This window comes from Nocardiopsis sp. M1B1 (assembly GCF_052466615.1).
Genome location: NZ_CP196194.1, coordinates 2,103,522 through 2,120,674, shown reverse-complemented (window position 1 = coordinate 2,120,674; position 17,153 = coordinate 2,103,522). Strand labels below are relative to the sequence as shown.

The 17,153-nt window shown below is 72.5% G+C and carries 16 protein-coding genes; all 16 read right to left on the bottom strand.

What is annotated here, in order from left to right; genetic code table 11:
- Positions 1–78: 78 nt before the first annotated feature.
- Entirely contained in the window at positions 79–1,515 is a 1,437-nt protein-coding gene (gene der / locus ACSTA4_RS09155; RefSeq protein WP_444963154.1) for a ribosome biogenesis GTPase Der, read from the bottom strand.
- Between the two features lie 293 nt (positions 1,516–1,808).
- Positions 1,809–2,504, bottom strand: a complete 696-nt coding sequence (gene cmk, locus ACSTA4_RS09150) for a (d)CMP kinase (protein ID WP_378637791.1) — start codon at positions 2,502–2,504, stop codon at positions 1,809–1,811.
- A gap of 200 nt (positions 2,505–2,704) precedes the next feature.
- Entirely contained in the window at positions 2,705–3,868 is a 1,164-nt protein-coding gene (locus ACSTA4_RS09145) for a prephenate dehydrogenase (protein ID WP_444963153.1), read from the bottom strand.
- 71 nt (positions 3,869–3,939) lie between these two features.
- Positions 3,940–4,302: a chorismate mutase gene (gene aroH, locus ACSTA4_RS09140; RefSeq protein WP_013152028.1), complete on the bottom strand. Its 363-nt coding sequence runs from the start codon at positions 4,300–4,302 to the stop codon at positions 3,940–3,942.
- A 99-nt stretch (positions 4,303–4,401) separates the two neighbouring features.
- A complete protein-coding gene (locus tag ACSTA4_RS09135; protein WP_444963152.1) occupies positions 4,402–6,531 on the bottom strand; it encodes a pseudouridine synthase in 2,130 nt (709 codons plus the stop codon).
- Positions 6,518–7,201, bottom strand: a complete 684-nt coding sequence (scpB, locus tag ACSTA4_RS09130; protein ID WP_444963151.1) for an SMC-Scp complex subunit ScpB — start codon at positions 7,199–7,201, stop codon at positions 6,518–6,520. The genes ACSTA4_RS09135 and scpB overlap by 14 nt, the downstream gene beginning before the upstream one ends.
- Positions 7,198–8,073 (bottom strand): segregation and condensation protein A, encoded by an 876-nt coding sequence (locus ACSTA4_RS09125; RefSeq protein WP_248774247.1) that lies wholly within the window; start codon positions 8,071–8,073, stop codon positions 7,198–7,200. Before ACSTA4_RS09125 ends, scpB begins: the two co-directional genes overlap by 4 nt.
- Positions 8,074–8,195: 122 nt before the next feature.
- A complete protein-coding gene (locus tag ACSTA4_RS09120) occupies positions 8,196–8,597 on the bottom strand; it encodes a hypothetical protein (RefSeq protein WP_444963150.1) in 402 nt (133 codons plus the stop codon).
- Complete coding sequence (locus ACSTA4_RS09115; RefSeq protein ID WP_274976981.1) at positions 8,594–9,547, bottom strand: ParA family protein; 954 nt, start codon at positions 9,545–9,547, stop codon at positions 8,594–8,596. The genes ACSTA4_RS09120 and ACSTA4_RS09115 overlap by 4 nt, the downstream gene beginning before the upstream one ends.
- Positions 9,548–9,797: 250 nt before the next feature.
- Positions 9,798–10,784: a site-specific tyrosine recombinase XerD gene (locus ACSTA4_RS09110; protein ID WP_444963149.1), complete on the bottom strand. Its 987-nt coding sequence runs from the start codon at positions 10,782–10,784 to the stop codon at positions 9,798–9,800.
- A 3-nt stretch (positions 10,785–10,787) separates the two neighbouring features.
- Positions 10,788–11,450 carry an NUDIX domain-containing protein gene (locus ACSTA4_RS09105; RefSeq protein WP_444963148.1) on the bottom strand — a complete coding sequence of 221 codons (663 nt, stop codon included), beginning with the start codon at positions 11,448–11,450 and terminating at the stop codon, positions 10,788–10,790.
- Positions 11,451–11,494: 44 nt separating this feature from the next.
- On the bottom strand, positions 11,495–13,135 hold the full coding sequence (locus tag ACSTA4_RS09100; protein ID WP_444963147.1) for a CTP synthase: 1,641 nt from the start codon (positions 13,133–13,135) through the stop codon (positions 11,495–11,497).
- Between the two features lie 244 nt (positions 13,136–13,379).
- A complete protein-coding gene (locus ACSTA4_RS09095; RefSeq protein WP_444963146.1) occupies positions 13,380–14,276 on the bottom strand; it encodes a hydroxymethylglutaryl-CoA lyase in 897 nt (298 codons plus the stop codon).
- Positions 14,277–14,541: 265 nt separating this feature from the next.
- Complete coding sequence (locus ACSTA4_RS09090; protein WP_444963145.1) at positions 14,542–14,691, bottom strand: hypothetical protein; 150 nt, start codon at positions 14,689–14,691, stop codon at positions 14,542–14,544.
- Positions 14,692–15,045: 354 nt separating this feature from the next.
- Positions 15,046–16,041: a GNAT family N-acetyltransferase gene (locus tag ACSTA4_RS09085; RefSeq protein WP_061078554.1), complete on the bottom strand. Its 996-nt coding sequence runs from the start codon at positions 16,039–16,041 to the stop codon at positions 15,046–15,048.
- 430 nt (positions 16,042–16,471) lie between these two features.
- On the bottom strand, positions 16,472–16,924 hold the full coding sequence (locus tag ACSTA4_RS09080; protein ID WP_248774240.1) for a DUF3060 domain-containing protein: 453 nt from the start codon (positions 16,922–16,924) through the stop codon (positions 16,472–16,474).
- Between the last annotated feature and the right edge of the window lie 229 nt (positions 16,925–17,153).

Here is a 17,153-nt window from a genome sequence, read left to right as displayed (position 1 = left end):
CCCCGGCCCGGGAACACGGAGAAGGGGGCTCCCCCGGCGGGGAGCCCCCTTCCTCATGCCGTGGCCGGAGCGGTACGACTACCGGCGGCGGTGCTTGCGGTCCGGACGCACGCTGCCCTTGGAGGCGCGGCCCTGGACCCCGCCGCCCTTCTTCTCGCGGATGCGCATGCTGATGTGCACCGGGGAGCCCTCGAAGCCGAAGTCCTCCCGCAGGCGCCGCTCGATGAAGCGGCGGTAGTTGTCCTCCAGGAACCCGGTGGTGAACAGGATGAAGTGCGGCGGACGCGAACCCGCCTGCGTCGCGAACAGGATCTTGGGCTGCTTGCCGCCGCGCACCGGCGGCGGGGTGGCCGCCACCAGTTCCTTGAGCCAGTTGTTGAGCTGCCCGGTCGGGATGCGCTGGTTCCACCCGCTCAGGCTGGTCTCGATCGCCGGGACCAGCTTCTCCATGTGGCGCCCGGTCTTGGCCGAGACGTTCACGCGCGGCGCCCAGGAGACCCGCGCCAGCTGGCGGTCGATCTCCTTCTCCAGGTAGGTCCGGCGCTCCTCGTCCAGGATGTCCCACTTGTTGAAGGCCAGGACCAGGCCGCGGCCCGCCTCCACGACCTGCTCGACGACCCGGATGTCCTGCTCGGCGAGGGGCTCGCTGACGTCCATGAGCACCACGGCGACCTCGGCCCGCTCCAGGGCGGTGCCGGTGCGCATGGTGGCGTAGTAGTCGGCTCCCTGGAGGGCCCGGAACCGGCGGCGGATACCGGCGGTGTCGATGAACTTCCAGGTCTTCCCGCCCAGCTCGATCAGCTCGTCCACCGCGTCGCGGGTCGTGCCCGCCACGGCGTCGACGACCACCCGGTCCTCACCGGCGAGGCGGTTGAGCAGGCTGGACTTGCCCACGTTGGGGCGGCCCAGCAGCGCGATGCGCGGCGGGCCGTCCTCGCCCTCGTCCTCCTCGCCCAGGGGCTGCTCGGGGAACTCGGCCACGAGCGCGTCCAGCAGGTCGCCGGTGCCGCGGCCGTGCAGGGCGCTGATGGGGAAGGGCTGGCCCACGCCCAGCTGCCACAGGTCGAGCGCGTCGGCCTCCTGCATGCTGCCGTCCACCTTGTTGGCGGCCAGCACCACGGGGCGCTTGGTCGAGCGCAGGACGCGGGTCACGGCGGCGTCGGCGTCGGTGACGCCCACGGTCGCGTCGACCACGAACAGGATGACGTCCGCGGTCTGCGCGGCGTACTCGGCCTGGCGGGCGACCATGGCGGCCAGGCCGCTGACGCTGGTCTCCCAGCCGCCGGTGTCCACCAGGGTGAACCTGGTGTTCTGCCACTCGGCGTCGTAGGCGACCCGGTCGCGGGTCACGCCCGGCACGTCCTCCACCACGGCCTCACGGCGGCCGATGATGCGGTTGACCAGGCTGGACTTGCCCACGTTGGGGCGTCCGACCACGGCCACCACGGGCAGGGCGGCGGGTTCTTCGGCGTCCGCTCCCCCGTGGACGACGTCGGAGATGTCGAAGTCACTCATGTACTGCTCCCGGTTCTGTGTCCCCGCGCGCCCAGGATGCGTGCCGCGAGGATGCGAAGGGCCGACCCGCCCCGGTGTCCCGGGTCGCGCGGATCGACGCGGGCGCCGACGGCGCCCGTGTACTGGCCACGGGGAGGAACCCCCGCGGATGTCGTTGTGTTCCCTGCAAAGGGCTGTCGGGGACGAATGTGTCCGGTGTTACGGCCTCGGGGCGCACCGTCCGCCCGTCGCGGCGGCGCCCGGCCGTGCGGGCCGCCCGTCCGCCGGAACTCGGCGGCGCCCCATCCCGCGGGTCAGCGGTCGCGGGCCTCGTCGGCCAGCTTGACCACCAGGGCGACGACCTCGTCCAGGGTCAGCCCGCTGGTGTCGAGCTCGGTGGCGTCCTCGGTCTGGCGCAGCGGCGAGTGCGCCCGGCTGGAGTCCAGCGCGTCGCGCCGGGCCAGGTCGGCCTGGGTGGCGGCGACGTCGGCGCTGCGGACCTCCTTGCTGCGGCGCTGGGCGCGGGCCTCGGGGCTGGCGGTCAGGAAGAGCTTGACCGGGGCGTCGGGGGCGACCACGGTCGTGATGTCGCGCCCCTCGACCACGATGCCCGCGCTCTCGGCCCTGGCGGCGGCGATGATCTCGCGCTGGGTGCGCACGAGGCGCTCGCGCGCCGCGGGCACGGCCGAGACGGCGCTGACGTTGGTGGTGACCTCCCTGCCGCGGATCTCGGCGGCCACGTCGCGGCCGTCCACCGCCACGGAGGGCGCGTCGGGGTCGGTGCCCATGGTGATGACGGGGGTGTCGACGAGGGCGGTCACGGCGTCGGCGTCGTTGACGTTCACGCCCTGGGAGAGCATCCACCAGGTCAGCGCGCGGTACATCGCGCCGGTGTCGAGGTACCGCAGCTCCCGCGCCCTGGCCACGCCCCGGGAGGTGCTCGACTTGCCCGACCCGGAGGGACCGTCGATCGCGATGACGATGCCCTCGGTGCTGCCCTGCGCGCTCACTGCCGTTGACTCCCGCTTGCGTTCACTGTTGCCGACGCCCAACCCTACCCGTGGCCCGTGCGTGCGCGGGACCGTGCGGTCCGCGCCAAGTTTGGGTGGGCCGGAACCGGGACCGGCGGGACGCGAGGGCCCTGACCTGCGGATCAGCCGGTGCCGGTACTCGGACCCCGCCGCAGGCGCACGGCCACCGCGAAGGAGGCTCAGAGTCCCGGATGCACCGACCAGCCGTCGGCGGCCAGCGCCCGCGCGAGCGTGTCCACCGCCTCGGGCAGCACGTACAGCTGCGCCACACCCAGCGGTAGGCCGGGCGTGTGCTCGATGCGCACGTCCTCGATGTTGACCCCGGCCTCCGCCGCCGCGGCGAACAGGCGGCCCAGCGCGCCGGGCTCGTCGGGGATGACCACGGGCATGACCGTGTAGTCGGGCAGCCGTACCGTGCCGTGCTTGCCGGGGATGCGGCCGTGGCCGGACCTGCCGCGCTCCAGCAGGTCGCGCACCGGAGCGAGGTCGCGGTCCGACGCCTCCCCCGTCCCCGGCGGGTCCGCCAGCGCGCGCAGGGCGTCGGCGGTCGCCGCGAGGTCGGCGGCCACCGCGTGCAGGACCTCCGCGACCGGGGCGGCGTTGTGCGTGAGGATCTCGGACCACATGGCGGGGTCGCCGCCCGCCACCCGGGTGACGTCGCGCACGCCCTGTCCCGCCAGGGTCAGGGCGGCGTCGTCGCCCGAGAGCAGCCGGGCCGCCACCGCAGAGGAGGCCACGTGGGGGGCGTGCGAGACCAGCGCCACCGCCCGGTCGTGCGCCGCCGCGTCCAGCACCAGCGGGTCCGCGCCGCACATGCGGGCGACCTCGGCGACGACGGCGACGGCCTGCGCCTCGGCCTTGCCGGTGGGGCACAGCGCCCACGAACGGCCCAGGAACAGGTCGGCGCGCGCGGCGCCGGGGCCCTGCTTCTCCCTGCCGCCCATGGGGTGCCCGGCCACGAACGTGGCCATGTCGCAGCCCAGCCGCTCGGCCTCGGCCAGCACGCTCGCCTTCACGCTGGCCACGTCGGTGTAGACGTGGGCCAGGCCCCGGTCCTGGGCGCGGCGCAGCACGGAGGGGATGACGGCGGGCGGCGCGGCGATGACCGCGAGGTCGGCCGGGGCCGAGGTCGGGTCGTCGGACTCCTCAAGAGGGTGTCCCGCGCCCAGGTCGCAGGCCAGGCGCAGGGAGGCGGCGTCGGGGTCGGAGAGGGCGACGTCGACGCCGCGCGAACGCAGGGCGAGCGCCACCGACGTGCCGATGAGCCCCGTGCCGACCACCGTGACCCGGCGCACCGGGAGCCGCTGCTCCCCGTCCCCGCGCACACCGCCGCTGTCGCCCACTGTTCCCCCGCCTCCGACGTGTTCCCGTTACCTCCCAAGCCTACGACCTGCCCGGAGGCCGACGGAGACCGTTACTGGGCGATGTCCAGCCGCAGCGCCTGGGCACCGCGCAGGTAGACGTGCTGGAGCTCCGAGCGCGGCCGGTCGGTCTCCACGTGCGCCATGAGGCGCACCACGCGCGGCAGGGCGTGGGGGACGGCGATCTCGGTCGCGCACATCAGCGGGACGTCGGAGAAGCCGAGCTTGCGCGCGGCCAGCGCGGGGAACTCGCTGTTCAGGTCGGGGGTGGCGGTGAACAGCACGCTGATCACGTCGTCGGTCTCCAGTGAGTTGCGCCGCATCACCTCCGAGACCAGTTCGGCCGTGGCCTCCAGAACCTGCTCGCGTTCGTCCGCGTCGACCTGTACCGCACCGCGGATGGCCCGTACCGCCACGTTCGATCCCGCCTCGTCCTCGTTCAGCGTGCCGTGCCCGGGAAAGGGGAACGGCGGCCGCCGCCCGGTGTCCGGGCAGGCGACCGCCGTCAACTGTATCTACAGGCCCGCGGCCTCGTAGAGTTCACTCACCTCACGCGAGGTGAGCGCCCGCATCGTGCCCAGTTTGAGGGCGTTCAGGTCGATCGGGCCGACCTGGGTGCGGGCGAGGTCGGCGACCGGGTGGCCGACGGCCTCCATGAGGCGGCGCACGATGTGCTTGCGGCCCTCGTGCAGCCGGATCTCGACGAGCGACTTGGGCGGGTCGTTGTCGACCACGCGGAAGGAGTCGACCTCGACCGGGCCGTCCTCCAGCTCCACGCCCTTCTGAATCTCGCGGACGACGCGGTGCGGAACCGGGCCGGGCACCTTGGCGATGTAGGTCTTGACGACCTTGTACCGCGGGTGGGTGAGCCGGTTGGCCAGCTCGCCGTCGTTGGTCAGCAGGATGAGGCCCTCGGTCTCGGTGTCGAGCCGACCGACGTGGAAGATCCGCTCCTCGGTCTGACCGGTGTAGTCGGCCAGGGTGGGGCGGCCCTCGGGGTCCCACATGGTGCTGACGACGCCGCGCGGCTTGTTGAGCGCGAAGTACAGCTTGTCCGGGGCGGTGACCACGCGCATGCCGTCGACGCGGATCTCGGAGGACTCGGGGTTGACCCGGGCGCCGAACCTGCGCACGACCTGGCCGTCCACGCTGACGCGTCCGGCCGCGATCATCTCCTCGCTGGCCCGGCGGCTGGCGACCCCGGCCGCGGCGAGCGCCTTCTGGAGGCGGATGCCGTTCTCGACGTCGGTGTAGGTGTCGCGCGCCTCGTCGGCGCGGTCCTCGTCCTTGGGGTCGTAGTCGGCGCGCAGGGCGCTGAGCCGCTCGCGGGCCGCCTTGGAGAGCTGGTTCTCGCTCGTGACGCGCTTGGCGCCGGAGCGGTCGCCGCCGGGACGGTCCTCGCGGTCTTCACGGGGCTCGCGGTCGCGGAAGTCGCGCCCGCGGCGCTCGTCACGGTCCTGGAAACGACCGCCCGAACCACGGTTGTCGCGGTCACCGAAGGAACGGCGGTCGTCGCGGCCGCCGCCGAAGGAACGGCCCTCGGTGCGCTGGCCGTCACGTCCGCCGCGGAAGTCACGCCCGCCTCGGCTGTCCCGATCGCCGCGGACGCTACCGCGGTCACGGTCGTCACGGCCGCCGCCGGGGCCGCGTCCGCCACGGTCGTAGGAGCGAGCGCCCGAACCGCGGTTGTCGCGGTCACCGAACGAACGGCGGTCCTCGCGGTCACGGAAGTCGCGGCCACCACGGTCGTCCCGGCCTCCCGAGAACGAACGGCGGTCCCCACCGTCACGGAAGTCACGGCCACCACCGGAGCCGCGCCCGCCACGGTTGTCACGGTCCTGGAAACGACCGCCCGAGCCTCGGTTGTCACGGTCACCGAACGAGCGACGGTCGTCCCGCTGGCCGTCACGGCCACCACGGTTGTCGAAGGAGCGGCGGTTGTCGCGGTCGGCGCGGAAGCCGCCGCGGTCACGGTCGTCACGACCGCCCCGGAAGTCACGGCCACCGCGATCGTCCCGGCCTCCCGAGAACGAACGGCGGTCCCCACCGTCACGGAAGTCACGGCCACCGCCGGGACCACGGCTGTCACGTCCGCCGCGGTTGTCACGGTCACCGCCGAAGGAACGGCGGTCGTCGCGCTGACCGTCGCGGCCACCGCGGAAGTCGCGCCCACCCCGGTTGTCCCGGTCACCCCGGACGCTACCGCGGTCACGGTCGTCACGGCCGCCGCCCGGGCCCCGGTCATTCCGGAAGCCACCGCGGTCACGGTCGTCACGACCGCCCGAGAAGGAACGCCGGTCCCCGCCGTCACGGAAGTCGCGCCCGCCACGGTTGCCCCGGTTGTCGCGGTCACCGTAGGAACGGCGGCCGTCGCGATCGCCGCCGAAGGAACGGCCCTCACCGCGCTGGCCGTCACGTCCGCCGCGGAAGTCGCGCCCGCCTCGGCTGTCGCGGTCACCCCGGAACCCGCCGCGGTCGTCGCGGCCCCGGGGGCCGCGGTCGTCCCGGTGACCGCCGCGGGGACGGTCATCCCGGCGGTCCCGGCTGTCGCCGCGGCCCTGTGCGCCGCGCTTGTCGTAGTCGCCGCGCTCACCGCGCGGGGCGTCGTCCCGCGCACCGCGGGAACTGTTGTTAGGTGTGCTCACCGGTGTCGTCTAGACCTTCGATGTCGTCGGGGAGGAACGGCGCCAGATCAGGCAGCTCGTCGAGGCCTCGCAGGCCCAACCGTTCCAGGAAATAGGAGGTGGTCCGATACAGCAGCGCGCCGGACTCGGAGTCGTGTCCGGCCTCTTCGATCAGGCCCCTCAGTACGAGGGTACGCATAACCCCGTCGCAGTTGACACCGCGCACGGCGGAGACCCTGCCCCGGGAGACCGGCTGTCGGTAGGCCACCACCGCCATCGTCTCCAGTGCGGCCTGGGTGAGCCGCACCTCCTGCCCCTCCCGGAGGAAGTGCTCGACGACGTCGGCGCATTCGGGCCGCGTGTACACACGCCACCCCTCGGCCACCGCCCTCAGGTCGAAACCCCGGCCCTGCTCGGTGTATTCCCGCGACAGCGACTCCAGCACCCCGACGACCACCGTGACGGGCACGTCCATGGCCCGCGCCAGGTCGTACTCCGACACCGGCTGGTCCACCACCATCAGCACGGCCTCCAGATCGCGGCGCAGGGTCGCCGGGGCGTCCCCGGCCGCCTCCACGACCACTCCGACCGACTCACCGCCGACCGCACCGCCGACCGCCTCCCGGGCCGCCGTGTCCCCCGCCGCCGGGCCCTCCGCTGTCGGATCCTGCGCCGTGTCCCGGACGCTCATGCGCGCTCCTCCGTCTCCCCCGGCCCGCTCCCGCCACCGGTGTCCCCGGCGCCGTCGGCCTCGTCGTACTCGCTCTCCAGTTCGACCTCGCCCTCGCCGCCGGTCCAGGAGACGAGCAGCTCCCCCAGCGGTTCGGGCTGGTCGAAGCCCACGTTGGCGGCCCGGTACAGCTCCAGCAGGGCGAGGAAGCGGGCGATGACCTCGAAGGTACCGGTGCAGGCGGCCGTGAGCTGGGCGAAGGTCAACCGCCCGTGCTCGCGCAGCTCCGCGACCATCAGCTCGCCCTGTTCCTTGACCGACGTCTTGGCCTGGTGGATGTGGGTGACCGGGACGCTGGGCGGCTCCTTGGGCGTGAAGACCATCCCCGCCAGGGCCGCGAACTCCTGGGGGCCCAGTTTGAACAGCACGTCCGGCCGCAGCCCGGCGAAGCGCTCCTCCAGCGGGACGGCGCGCGCGTAGCGGCGCCCCTGCGCGGCCAGCCGCGCCCGCATGAAGGAGGCGACCTCCTTGTACGCGCGGTACTGGAGCAGCCGGGCGAACAGCAGGTCGCGGGCCTCCAGCAGGGCCAGGTCGGCCTCGTCCTCGACGTCGCCGCGCGGCAGCAGGCGCGCCGCCTTCAGGTCCAGCAGGGTCGCCGCGACCAGCAGGAAGTTGCTGGCCTGGTCCAGGTCCCAGTCGTCGCCGTGCGCCCGGATGTGCGCGATGAACTCGTCGGTGACCTTGGACAGCGACACCTCGGTGATGTCCAGCTTGTGCTTGGAGATCAGTCCGAGGAGCAGGTCGAAGGGCCCCTCGAAGTTGTCGAGGTGCACCTGGAAGGCGTTGTCGTCCACCTCCGCGCCGGTGTCCGCCGACGTTCCCTCAGCCCCCATGGCACCGGCCCCGCGTCGTCTTCCTCATGAGACAAGGGTGTCACCGGCCAGAACCCGCCGGTGACACCCGTGGCACCTCCGTCGTCGAACCGGCACCCCCTCCGGTACCGGTGCGCGTGCCCTCAGTCCTCGGTCAGCCTGCGTACCAGCATGCTGGCCGGTCCGTGCTCCTCGAAGTCCGCCAGCAGCACGGCGACGGCCTCGCGGACGAGACGGCCCCTGTCGGCGGACAGCCCGTGCTCGGCGCGCAGCGAGAGCCGGGTCTGTTCCAGTGCCAGCAGTTCGGGCCCGGAGATGTAGACGGTGATCTTCTCGTCGTGGCGTTGGCGCCCGCTCGGTTTGGGCGCGCGCGCCGCCTTCACGGCGGACGTGCCCCTGGTGGTGCCGTCGGAGCGCGACGGAGTCTCGCCCCTGCTGCCCTTGCTGCCCTGCTCCGGTGCCTTGTACTGGCGTTCGGTCTCTTCCGGCACCTCCTCGGTGCCGCTGGGACGGAAGAACAGTTCGTCCGCCCCGGGTAGGGTCACGCGCCGTGACCGCTGAGAGGCCACCTCGCCAGCACCTCCTTGGCCAGCTCCCGGTAGGCGTTGGCCCCGGCCGAGGACGAGTCGAACCTGGTGATGGGCTCGCCCGCCACGGTGGCGTCGGGGAAGCGCACGGTGCGGTTGATGACCGTGCCGTAGACCTTGTCCCCGAAGCCGTCGATGATCGTGGACAGCACCTCGCGCGCGTGGAGCGTGCGCGGGTCGTACATGGTGCCCAGGAAGCCGTCGATGACCAGGTCCTCGTTCAGCCGCTCCTGGACCTTCTGGATGGTGTCCATCAGCAGTGCCACACCGCGCAGCGCGAAGAACTCGCACTCCAGCGGCACGATGACGCCGTCCGCGGCGGTGAGCGCGTTGACGGTGAGCAGGCCCAGCGAGGGCTGGCAGTCGATCAGGACCACGTCGTAGTCGTTGATGACCGGTCTCAGCGCGCGGCCGAGCATCTGCTCGCGCGCCACCTCGCCGACCAGCTGCACCTCCGCGGCCGACAGGTCGATGTTGCTCGGGATCAGGTCCAGGCCGTCGACGTCGGTCTTGAGCAGGACGTCCTCGACCGTCACGTCCCGCTGCATGAGCAGGTTGTAGACGGTCAGGTCCAGTTCGCGCGGGTCGAGGCGGCCCAGGCCGACGGAGAGGGCCCCCTGCGGGTCGAAGTCGACCAGCAGCACCCGTCTTCCGTACTCGGCGATGGCGGCGCCGAGGTTGATCGTCGTGGTGGTCTTGCCGACCCCACCCTTCTGGTTACAGAGTGCTACAATCCGTGCCGGGCCGTGTTCATCTACGGGCCCGGGCTCCGGATAGGCTCGCTCGGGTCTTGAGGTGTGCAGGTTAGCCCCCGTGTTGCGTGTCGTCCCCCACGGGTTGGTCACCGGGTCGGCGAGCTCCCCCTCGCCGACAGGTGCGGTGTTCGCAGCCTCGTTGTCCCAGTTCACAACCCTTGACCTCCCCTACGGATCGGCCACGGCTAGGGATGCCGCGCGCCCCTGTCCCTGGCCGCCGTCGGAAACTCAATATGTCGACAGCAACGTACCTCCGCGCGGCGACTCTAGAACGCCGACACGACGCACATCAACAAAACGTACGGGTAGAATCCCACGCCTGCGCCCCTGGGGGAAATCGGAGCCTCCAACCGGGTTGTTCCGCTTCGCACCGCGCGCGGACCCCTCGTGGCGGCGTCCCCGCTCAGCGCCGTGCCCTCGGGTGACTCGACGCGTAGACCTCGCGCAGGTGCTCGACCGTCACCAGCGTGTAGATCTGCGTGGTGGTGACCGAACTGTGCCCCAACAGCTCCTGGACGACCCGGATGTCGGCTCCGCCGTCGAGCAGGTGGGTGGCGAAGGAGTGGCGCAGGGTGTGCGGTGAGACGCCCTCGACCCCGGCGCGCCCGGCCACGGCCGACAGGATCCCCCAGCCGCCCTGGCGGGTGAGCCTGCCCCCGCGCGCGTTGAGGAACAGCGCCGGACCGCCCCGGCCGGAGGCGGCCAGGCCCGGCCGGGCCCGCACCAGGTAGCCCGAGAGCGCGCGGCGGGCGTGGGAGCCCAGCGGCACCACGCGCTCCCTGCCGCCCTTGCCGCGAAAGCGCACCAGGCCCACGGCGTCGTCGCCCTCCACCGCGTCGGCGACGTCGTCCACGTCCAGCCCCACCGCCTCGGAGACGCGGGCGCCCGTGCCGTAGAGCACCTCCAGCAGCGCCCGGTCGCGCAGGGCCAGCAGCTCGGCGCGGTCGCCGGAGCCCGGGGCCCCGACCGGTCCGGCGGCGTCCAGGAGGAGCTCCACCGACTCCAGCGGCACCGCCTTGGGCAGGCGCATCGGCGGCGCGGGCGGGGAGACGTCGGCGGCCGGGTCTGTGGTGGCCCAGCCCTCCCGGGCCGCGAACCGGTGCAGGCCGCGCACGGCGGCCAGGGCCCGCCCGGCCGAGGCGGCGCCGAGCGGCGGGTGGTCGGCGTCGCCCTCGCGCAGGGCCCGCAGGAAGTCGCCCACCTGGGCGGGGCCCACCCGGTCGGGCGAGAGGACGCCGTGCTCGGCCAGATACGCGCGGTAGCGCCGCAGGTCGCGACGGTAGGCCGCGAGGGTGTTGTCGGCCAGGGCGCGCTCCGCGCTGAGGTGGTCCAGGAAGGCGGCGCACACCCGCGCCAGCGGGTCCCGCTCCTCGCCCGCCCGGTCGGCCACGGGTCAGTCCTCCGCCGGCTCGCGCAGGGAGGCGAACCCGTTCGCGGCGGCGGCCTGGGCGGCCAGGACGCCGATGACGGTGGCGCCGTTGTGCAGCCTGCCCGCCATCACCAGGGCGACCGCCTCCTCCAGGGGCACCCACTCGGCGACCAGGTCGGCCTCCTCGTGCTCGCGTTCGAAGCCGATCTCCTCGGGCGGCACCACCGACAGGTCCCGGGCCAGGTACACGTGGATGCGCTCGTCGGAGAACCCCGGCGAGGGGAAGAACTCGGCCAGCTCGTGCCAGAGCCCGGCGCGCAGCCCCGCCTCCTCGACGAGTTCGCGCTGGGCGGTGCGCAGCGGCCCCTCGCCCTCCTCGTCGATGAGCCCGGCGGGCAGCTCCCACAGGGTGTGCCGGGTGGCGTGGCGGTACTGGCGCTGGAGCAGCACCCGGCCGTCGGCGTCCAGGGCCAGGGCCGCGGCGGCGCCGGGGTGCTCCATGTAGTCGCGGGCGGCCACGGTCGTGCCCTCGCCGTCGCTGCCGACCATGCGCACCCAGTCCGTACGCATGCCGCACTTGACGCTGCGGAAGCGTTCCTCGGACCGCTCCACCGGCCACGACTCGGGGGCGTCCGCGACCTTCGCGTCCGCCCCCGTGGGAAGGGCCGGGTCGGTGTCACTGGGCATGGGTTCTCGCCTCTCAGGCCTCGTGCCCCGCCCGGCCCCTCGGATCAGGAGTTGTGGTACTCCAGGGCCGCCGAGACCAGACCGCGGAAGAGCGGGTTGGCCTTGGTCGGGCGGGAGCGCAGCTCCGGGTGCGCCTGCGTCGCGACGAAGAACGGGTGGGCGTCCCGGGGCAGTTCGACGTACTCCACCAGCTTGCCATCCGGGGAGAGCCCGGAGAACACCAGACCCGCCTCCTCCAGCTTCGGGCGGTAGGCGTTGTTGACCTCGAAGCGGTGGCGGTGCCGCTCGGAGGCCTCGGCGCTGCCGTCGTAGAGCTCGCGCACCACGGTGCCCTCGCCCAGCGCGGCCGGGTACATGCCCAGGCGCATGGTGCCGCCCATGTCGCGCTCCCCGGCGACGACGTCGGTCTGGTCGGCCATGGTGGCGATGACCGGGTCGACGGCCTTGTCGTCGAACTCGGTGCTGTTGGCGCCCTCCAGCCCGAGCACGTCGCGGGCGTACTCGATGACGACGGCCTGCAGGCCCAGGCAGATGCCCAGCAGCGGCACGCCGTTCTCACGGGCGTAGCGGATGGCGCCGATCTTGCCCTCGATGCCGCGCACGCCGAAGCCGCCGGGGATGAGGATGCCGTCCGCGCCGTCCAGCTCCGAGGCGGCGCCGGAGGGGCTGGCGCAGTTGTCGCTGGCCACCCAGCGGATGTTGACGCGGGTGTCGGTGGCGAAACCGCCCGCGCGCAGCGCCTCGCTGACCGACAGGTAGGCGTCGGGCAGGTCGATGTACTTGCCGACCAGGGCGATGGTGACCTCGTGGTCGGGCTGGTGCACGCGGCGCAGCAGCTCGTCCCACTCGGTCCAGTCCACGTCCCGGAAGGGCATGCCCAGGCGGCGCACGACGTAGGCGTCCAGGCCCTCGCGGTGCAGGACCTTGGGGATGTCGTAGATCGAGGGGGCGTCGGGGGTGGAGACCACCCCGGCCTCGTCCACGTCGCACATGAGGCTGATCTTGGACTTCAGGCTCTGCGTGATGGGGCGGTCCGAGCGGCACACGATGGCGTCGGGCTGGATGCCGATGCTGCGCAGGGCGGCCACGGAGTGCTGGGTGGGCTTGGTCTTCATCTCGCCGGACGGGCCGAGGAAGGGGATGAGGGACACGTGCAGGAAGAAGCAGTTGTCCCGGCCGATCTCGTGGCGGATCTGGCGGACCGCCTCCAGGAAGGGCTGCGACTCGATGTCGCCGACCGTACCGCCGATCTCGGTGATGACGATGTCGACGTCGGGGGCGTCCATCGCGTAGATGCGCGCCTTGATCTCGTTGGTGATGTGCGGGATGACCTGCACGGTGTCGCCGAGGTAGGCGCCCTGGCGCTCCTTGGCGATGACGCTGGAGTAGATCTGGCCGGTGGTGACGTTGGCCGTGGCGGACAGCTCGGTGTCCAGGAAGCGCTCGTAGTGGCCGACGTCCAGGTCGGTCTCGGCCCCGTCGTCGGTGACGAAGACCTCGCCGTGCTGGAAGGGGTTCATCGTCCCCGGGTCGACGTTGAGGTAGGGGTCGAGCTTTTGCATGGTGACCCGCAGGCCGCGCGACTTCAGGAGTCGTCCCAGGCTGGAAGCGGTCAGGCCTTTACCGAGACTGGAGGCGACGCCGCCGGTAACGAAAAGGTGCTTGGTACTCGCGGCGGATGCCAAAGTGATGCTCCCGTGGGTTGAGTGGCTACGGCGGGCTCGGGTCGGGCTGAGCGGCCGTGCGGCGGTCCGGTTGCGGGCGGTTGGTTTCGTCGCTCCGGCCGCCGGACTCCACGGGGCACCAGGATAACAGGCACCCCGGCTGTCCACACCCGGGGACGCCCCGGGTCCCCTCCCGTCACCAGCGTGATCGCCTTGCCCGCAGCGGTTCGGGCCGCGCGGGCCGGGCGACGAACACCACATCCGGTCAGGCCGGGAACGCCCCGGCGCGGCCCAGATAGGCGGGCGGCTGCTTGTCCAGGCGCTCGCCCATCCACCCACCCAGGGCGGCGGCCCCGGAGAGGCTGATCCCGGTGTGCAGGCCGCTGCGGTGCAGCGCGTACAGCAGGTCCTCGGTGGCGATGTTACCGGTGGCGGCGGGGGCGAAGGGGCAGCCGCCGAAGCCGCCCAGGCTGGAGTCGAGCACCCGCACGCCCGCGTCCACGGCCGTGAGCGCGTTCGCGTAACCGGTGTTGCGGGTGTTGTGGAAATGACAACGCAGCGCGCGTCCGTCCGCGACCTCGCCGACGGCGGCCACCAGTTCCCTCACCTGGCGGGGCACACCCACGCCGATCGTGTCGGCCAGGGCGATCTCCACAGCACCCGTGTCGGCGATGCGGCGGACCACCTCCACCACGCGTTCGGGCGCCACCTCCCCGTCGAAGGGACAGCCGAACGCGGTGGAGACGGTCACGCTCAGCGGGATGCCCGTGCCCTCCAGCGCGGCGTCGATGTCGGCCAGGACACCGAGCATCTCCTCGACGGTGCACCCCTGGTTGCGGACGCAGAACCCGTCAGTGGCGGGCACCGCGACGTTGACCTCCGACACCCGCGCGGCCACCGCGCGGTCCAGGCCGCGCCGGTTGAGGACCAGCCCGATGTGGGAGACCCCCGGCGCGCGCGTGACGCCCGCCATGACCTCCTCGGCCCCGGCCATCTGGGGAACGCGCCTGGGGTTGACGAAGCTGACCGCCTCGATCCGGCGCACCCCGGCGGCCACCGCGCGGTCGATCAGCTCGACGCGGTCCTCGACCGAAAGAGTCCTCGCCTCGTTCTGGAGGCCGTCGCGCGGCCCCACCTCGACGATCTCGACGTGCTCCGCCATCGTCCGTCCCCTTCCACGCGCCGTTGCGTCAGCGCAAGGTTAGTGGAGCACCCGTCCGCGGCCCCGCACCAGGGGGCCAGCCCGCAGAGGTTCTGAACCCCCACTCCAGGGGGTTCGAACCCCCACCGAAGGGGGTTTTGAAGTCCAGCCCTCTGGTGGTTGCAGGTGTGCGGTGCCGCCCTCCTCAGACACAGCGGGGTACAGACGGAAAACACCAGTGCCGGGTAGGGGTGCGGGGGGTGGCCGTAGGTCCCGGGCTCCCCGCTCAGACCCCGGGGGTCTTCTCCAGTGCTGGGGACCACGCGATGCGCACATCGGTTGTCCAGGGGGTGAGCGCATCGCGTGCTTCGCCCCGGTCCTCCAGTGCCGCGGTCAACAACACGTCCGCGAAGTACGTGATAAGCGGCTCAGCCACCGCCCCACACCGTCAGAACAGCCTCCAGGTCCCGACCACTGGGGGTGGTACGAACGCGCACGTTCGCGCCCTCCCCAAGCCAGGGGGTGAAAGGCACGCGTTACGCGCGACCTTGAGCAGAGGGGGGTGTGAAGCTCAACCACAAGCAGGTAGTCACGGATCAGGTCACCGCCCTCCCGCACCACAGACCAAACCCCGGGGCGCAGGCCCAAGGGGTGCACGCCCAACCCCCACCAGCTGAGGTCAGCGCGACCGTGCACGCCCGACCCCCGCAGCCGAGGGTTCAGAACCCCTCAACCCCACGACCCTCAACCCCACGACCCTCCGCCCTACGTCCCCTCGCTCCCCTCCACCTCAGCGCAGGGCGAGCGCGGGGCGGACCTCCCAGGTCGTCCACACCGGGCGGTACCCCATGCGGTGCCAGAACGGCCCCGACAGCGGGTTCATCGCCGCGTAGTTGAGCACCGAGACGCCCACGCCGTGGCTGTCCAGAGCCTGGTGCGCCTGGCCCACCAGCGCCGTGCCGATACCGCTGCCGCGCTCCGCGGCGGTCACCACCCCGTAGCCGATGTGCGCGATCGGGCGCGCGTTGACCAGCGACTTGGCCCAGCGCGAACGCTCGGGCGGGGAGACCCACAGCAGGCCCACGGCGCGACCGCGCCGTTCGGCCAGCCAGATCCAGGACCGGGAGCGGTTCAGCGCCCGGGCGGCCACCTCACGGGTCTGCTCGGCGGTGTCGGGTTGCAGGAACACCCCGCCGAAGTGCTGCTCGTAGCGGTGTTCCTCCATGAGCAGACCGACCACCTGGGTCAGGTCGCTGCGGTCGGCCAGCCGGATGGTCACGTCGCGCGGCGGCAGCGACGGGGGCACGCCGCGGCGGCGCTGGCGGGCGGCCAACACGGTGTAGGGCTGCAGGCCGTGGCGCTGGAGCGGGATGATGCCGCACACGTCGCGGGCGGGCCAGCTCACCAGGGCCGCCGACTCCGAACCGGTGCCGGTCGGCAGGTCCTCCAGCTGGTCGCGCCAGCTGGTCAGCAGCGAGTCCAAGGCGCGGCCGGGGTCGGGCCCGCCCACGATGGGGGTGAGCCAGTGCTGGTCGGGCACACCCCATATCCGGCCGACCTCGCCCGGCTGGTACCAGGTGTAGTGCATGGTCCCGGCGGCGACGGCACGGCCGTCCTCGTCGCTGACGGTCAGGAGGGGATAGGAGCCCGGAGCGAAGTTGATTGGTTCGGGCAACAGCGAATCCACGGCCGCCCAGCGCTGGGCGGCCGAACTCACCAACGGGTCCAGGCCGACGTCGCCTCCGGGCGACTCATCATGCCGCACCCGTGCGACATAACCGCTCATCCACCCCTCCCCTAGCGGGTCCTCACGTCGAACGCGCGCCCTCGGAACGGCTCCGGCAGGGCGCGTGCACCGCCCCTGGGCCGTCGCACCGCCCCGGCGGGGCAGGCCACACCGCGGGCGGAACGAAACGACCGTACCGCCTCAGAACCGATCAGGAGGACGAAACAGCCAACTGCAACCAAGAATTCACTGCGCGTCGCCACGCCCGCTCGGCCTCGGCGTCCCGCGCCGCTTCCCCGCGCGCGCACGGACGCGCACCACCGTAACGGATCGAAGGTCACTCTCGGGTGCCGGGGCGGTCAACGCCCCGACACGAACCCCCGGCGCGGGCGGCCTTCCCCGGGCACGGGCCCCAACCCGGGCTCCTCCGACACAGACCCCCGGCACGAATTCCCCAACCCGAATCCCCCGGCACGCGGCGCCCGCGGGATCACCGCTGCGCGGCGCCGCCCTCGGCCACGGTGGTGTTGCGCCCGTGGTTGATCACCTCGGGCTCACCAGCGGCGAAGGAGATCCTGTTGTCCACCCCGACCAACACGATCTTGTCCGCCGAGCCCACGTCGACGGTGGACCCGCGACCGGTGGCGCGCACCAGCCCGCACTCGCCGTGCAGCACGACGACGGCGTCGTCCGCGGTGACGACGACCTCGCGCTCACCGCAGTCCTCGCTCACCTCGGCGCCGTCGTCGACGACGATGAGCACGTCCTCGGTGCTGACGTTGTGCTTGGGCATGTCGGGCTCGTCCTCGTCGGAGGCGCCCTGGGTGCCCGGAGCACCGTTGGGCGGCTCGACGTCCTCGTGCCCGAAGGCCAGACCACAGCCGGGAAGGAGGCCGGTGATCAGCAGACCACCGCCCGCGGCCACGAGAAGCCGAACTCTCATGTTCTCCCCCACAACCGGATAACCGGCAATTGCGACATACGGCTTGCGCGAAGCCAAGAGTATGTCACGCGGAGGTAACTGTGCGACCTCACCGTTCTCAAAAAGTTTCTTTTTCGAGATGTGGGCGCCGCCCCGCTCCCGGTGCCCTCAGAGCGCCCTGTGTTCCCAGAGGCCCCTCGTACCCTCAGAGAATCCCCGTGCCCCCCAAGAACCCCAGCGCCCCCAGAGA

What these genes read in the sequence shown, in the direction of transcription:
- der (WP_444963154.1), bottom strand. Translation starts at nt 1,515, where the DNA reads ATGAGTGACTTCGACATCTCCGACGTCGTCCACGGGGGAGCGGACGCC.
- scpB (WP_444963151.1), bottom strand. Translation starts at nt 7,201, where the DNA reads ATGAGCGTCCGGGACACGGCGCAGGATCCGACAGCGGAGGGCCCGGCG.
- ACSTA4_RS09125 (WP_248774247.1), bottom strand. Translation starts at nt 8,073, where the DNA reads ATGGGGGCTGAGGGAACGTCGGCGGACACCGGCGCGGAGGTGGACGAC.
- ACSTA4_RS09105 (WP_444963148.1), bottom strand. Translation starts at nt 11,450, where the DNA reads ATGCCCAGTGACACCGACCCGGCCCTTCCCACGGGGGCGGACGCGAAG.
- ACSTA4_RS09095 (WP_444963146.1), bottom strand. Translation starts at nt 14,276, where the DNA reads ATGGCGGAGCACGTCGAGATCGTCGAGGTGGGGCCGCGCGACGGCCTC.
- ACSTA4_RS09085 (WP_061078554.1), bottom strand. Translation starts at nt 16,041, where the DNA reads ATGAGCGGTTATGTCGCACGGGTGCGGCATGATGAGTCGCCCGGAGGC.
- ACSTA4_RS09080 (WP_248774240.1), bottom strand. Translation starts at nt 16,924, where the DNA reads ATGAGAGTTCGGCTTCTCGTGGCCGCGGGCGGTGGTCTGCTGATCACC.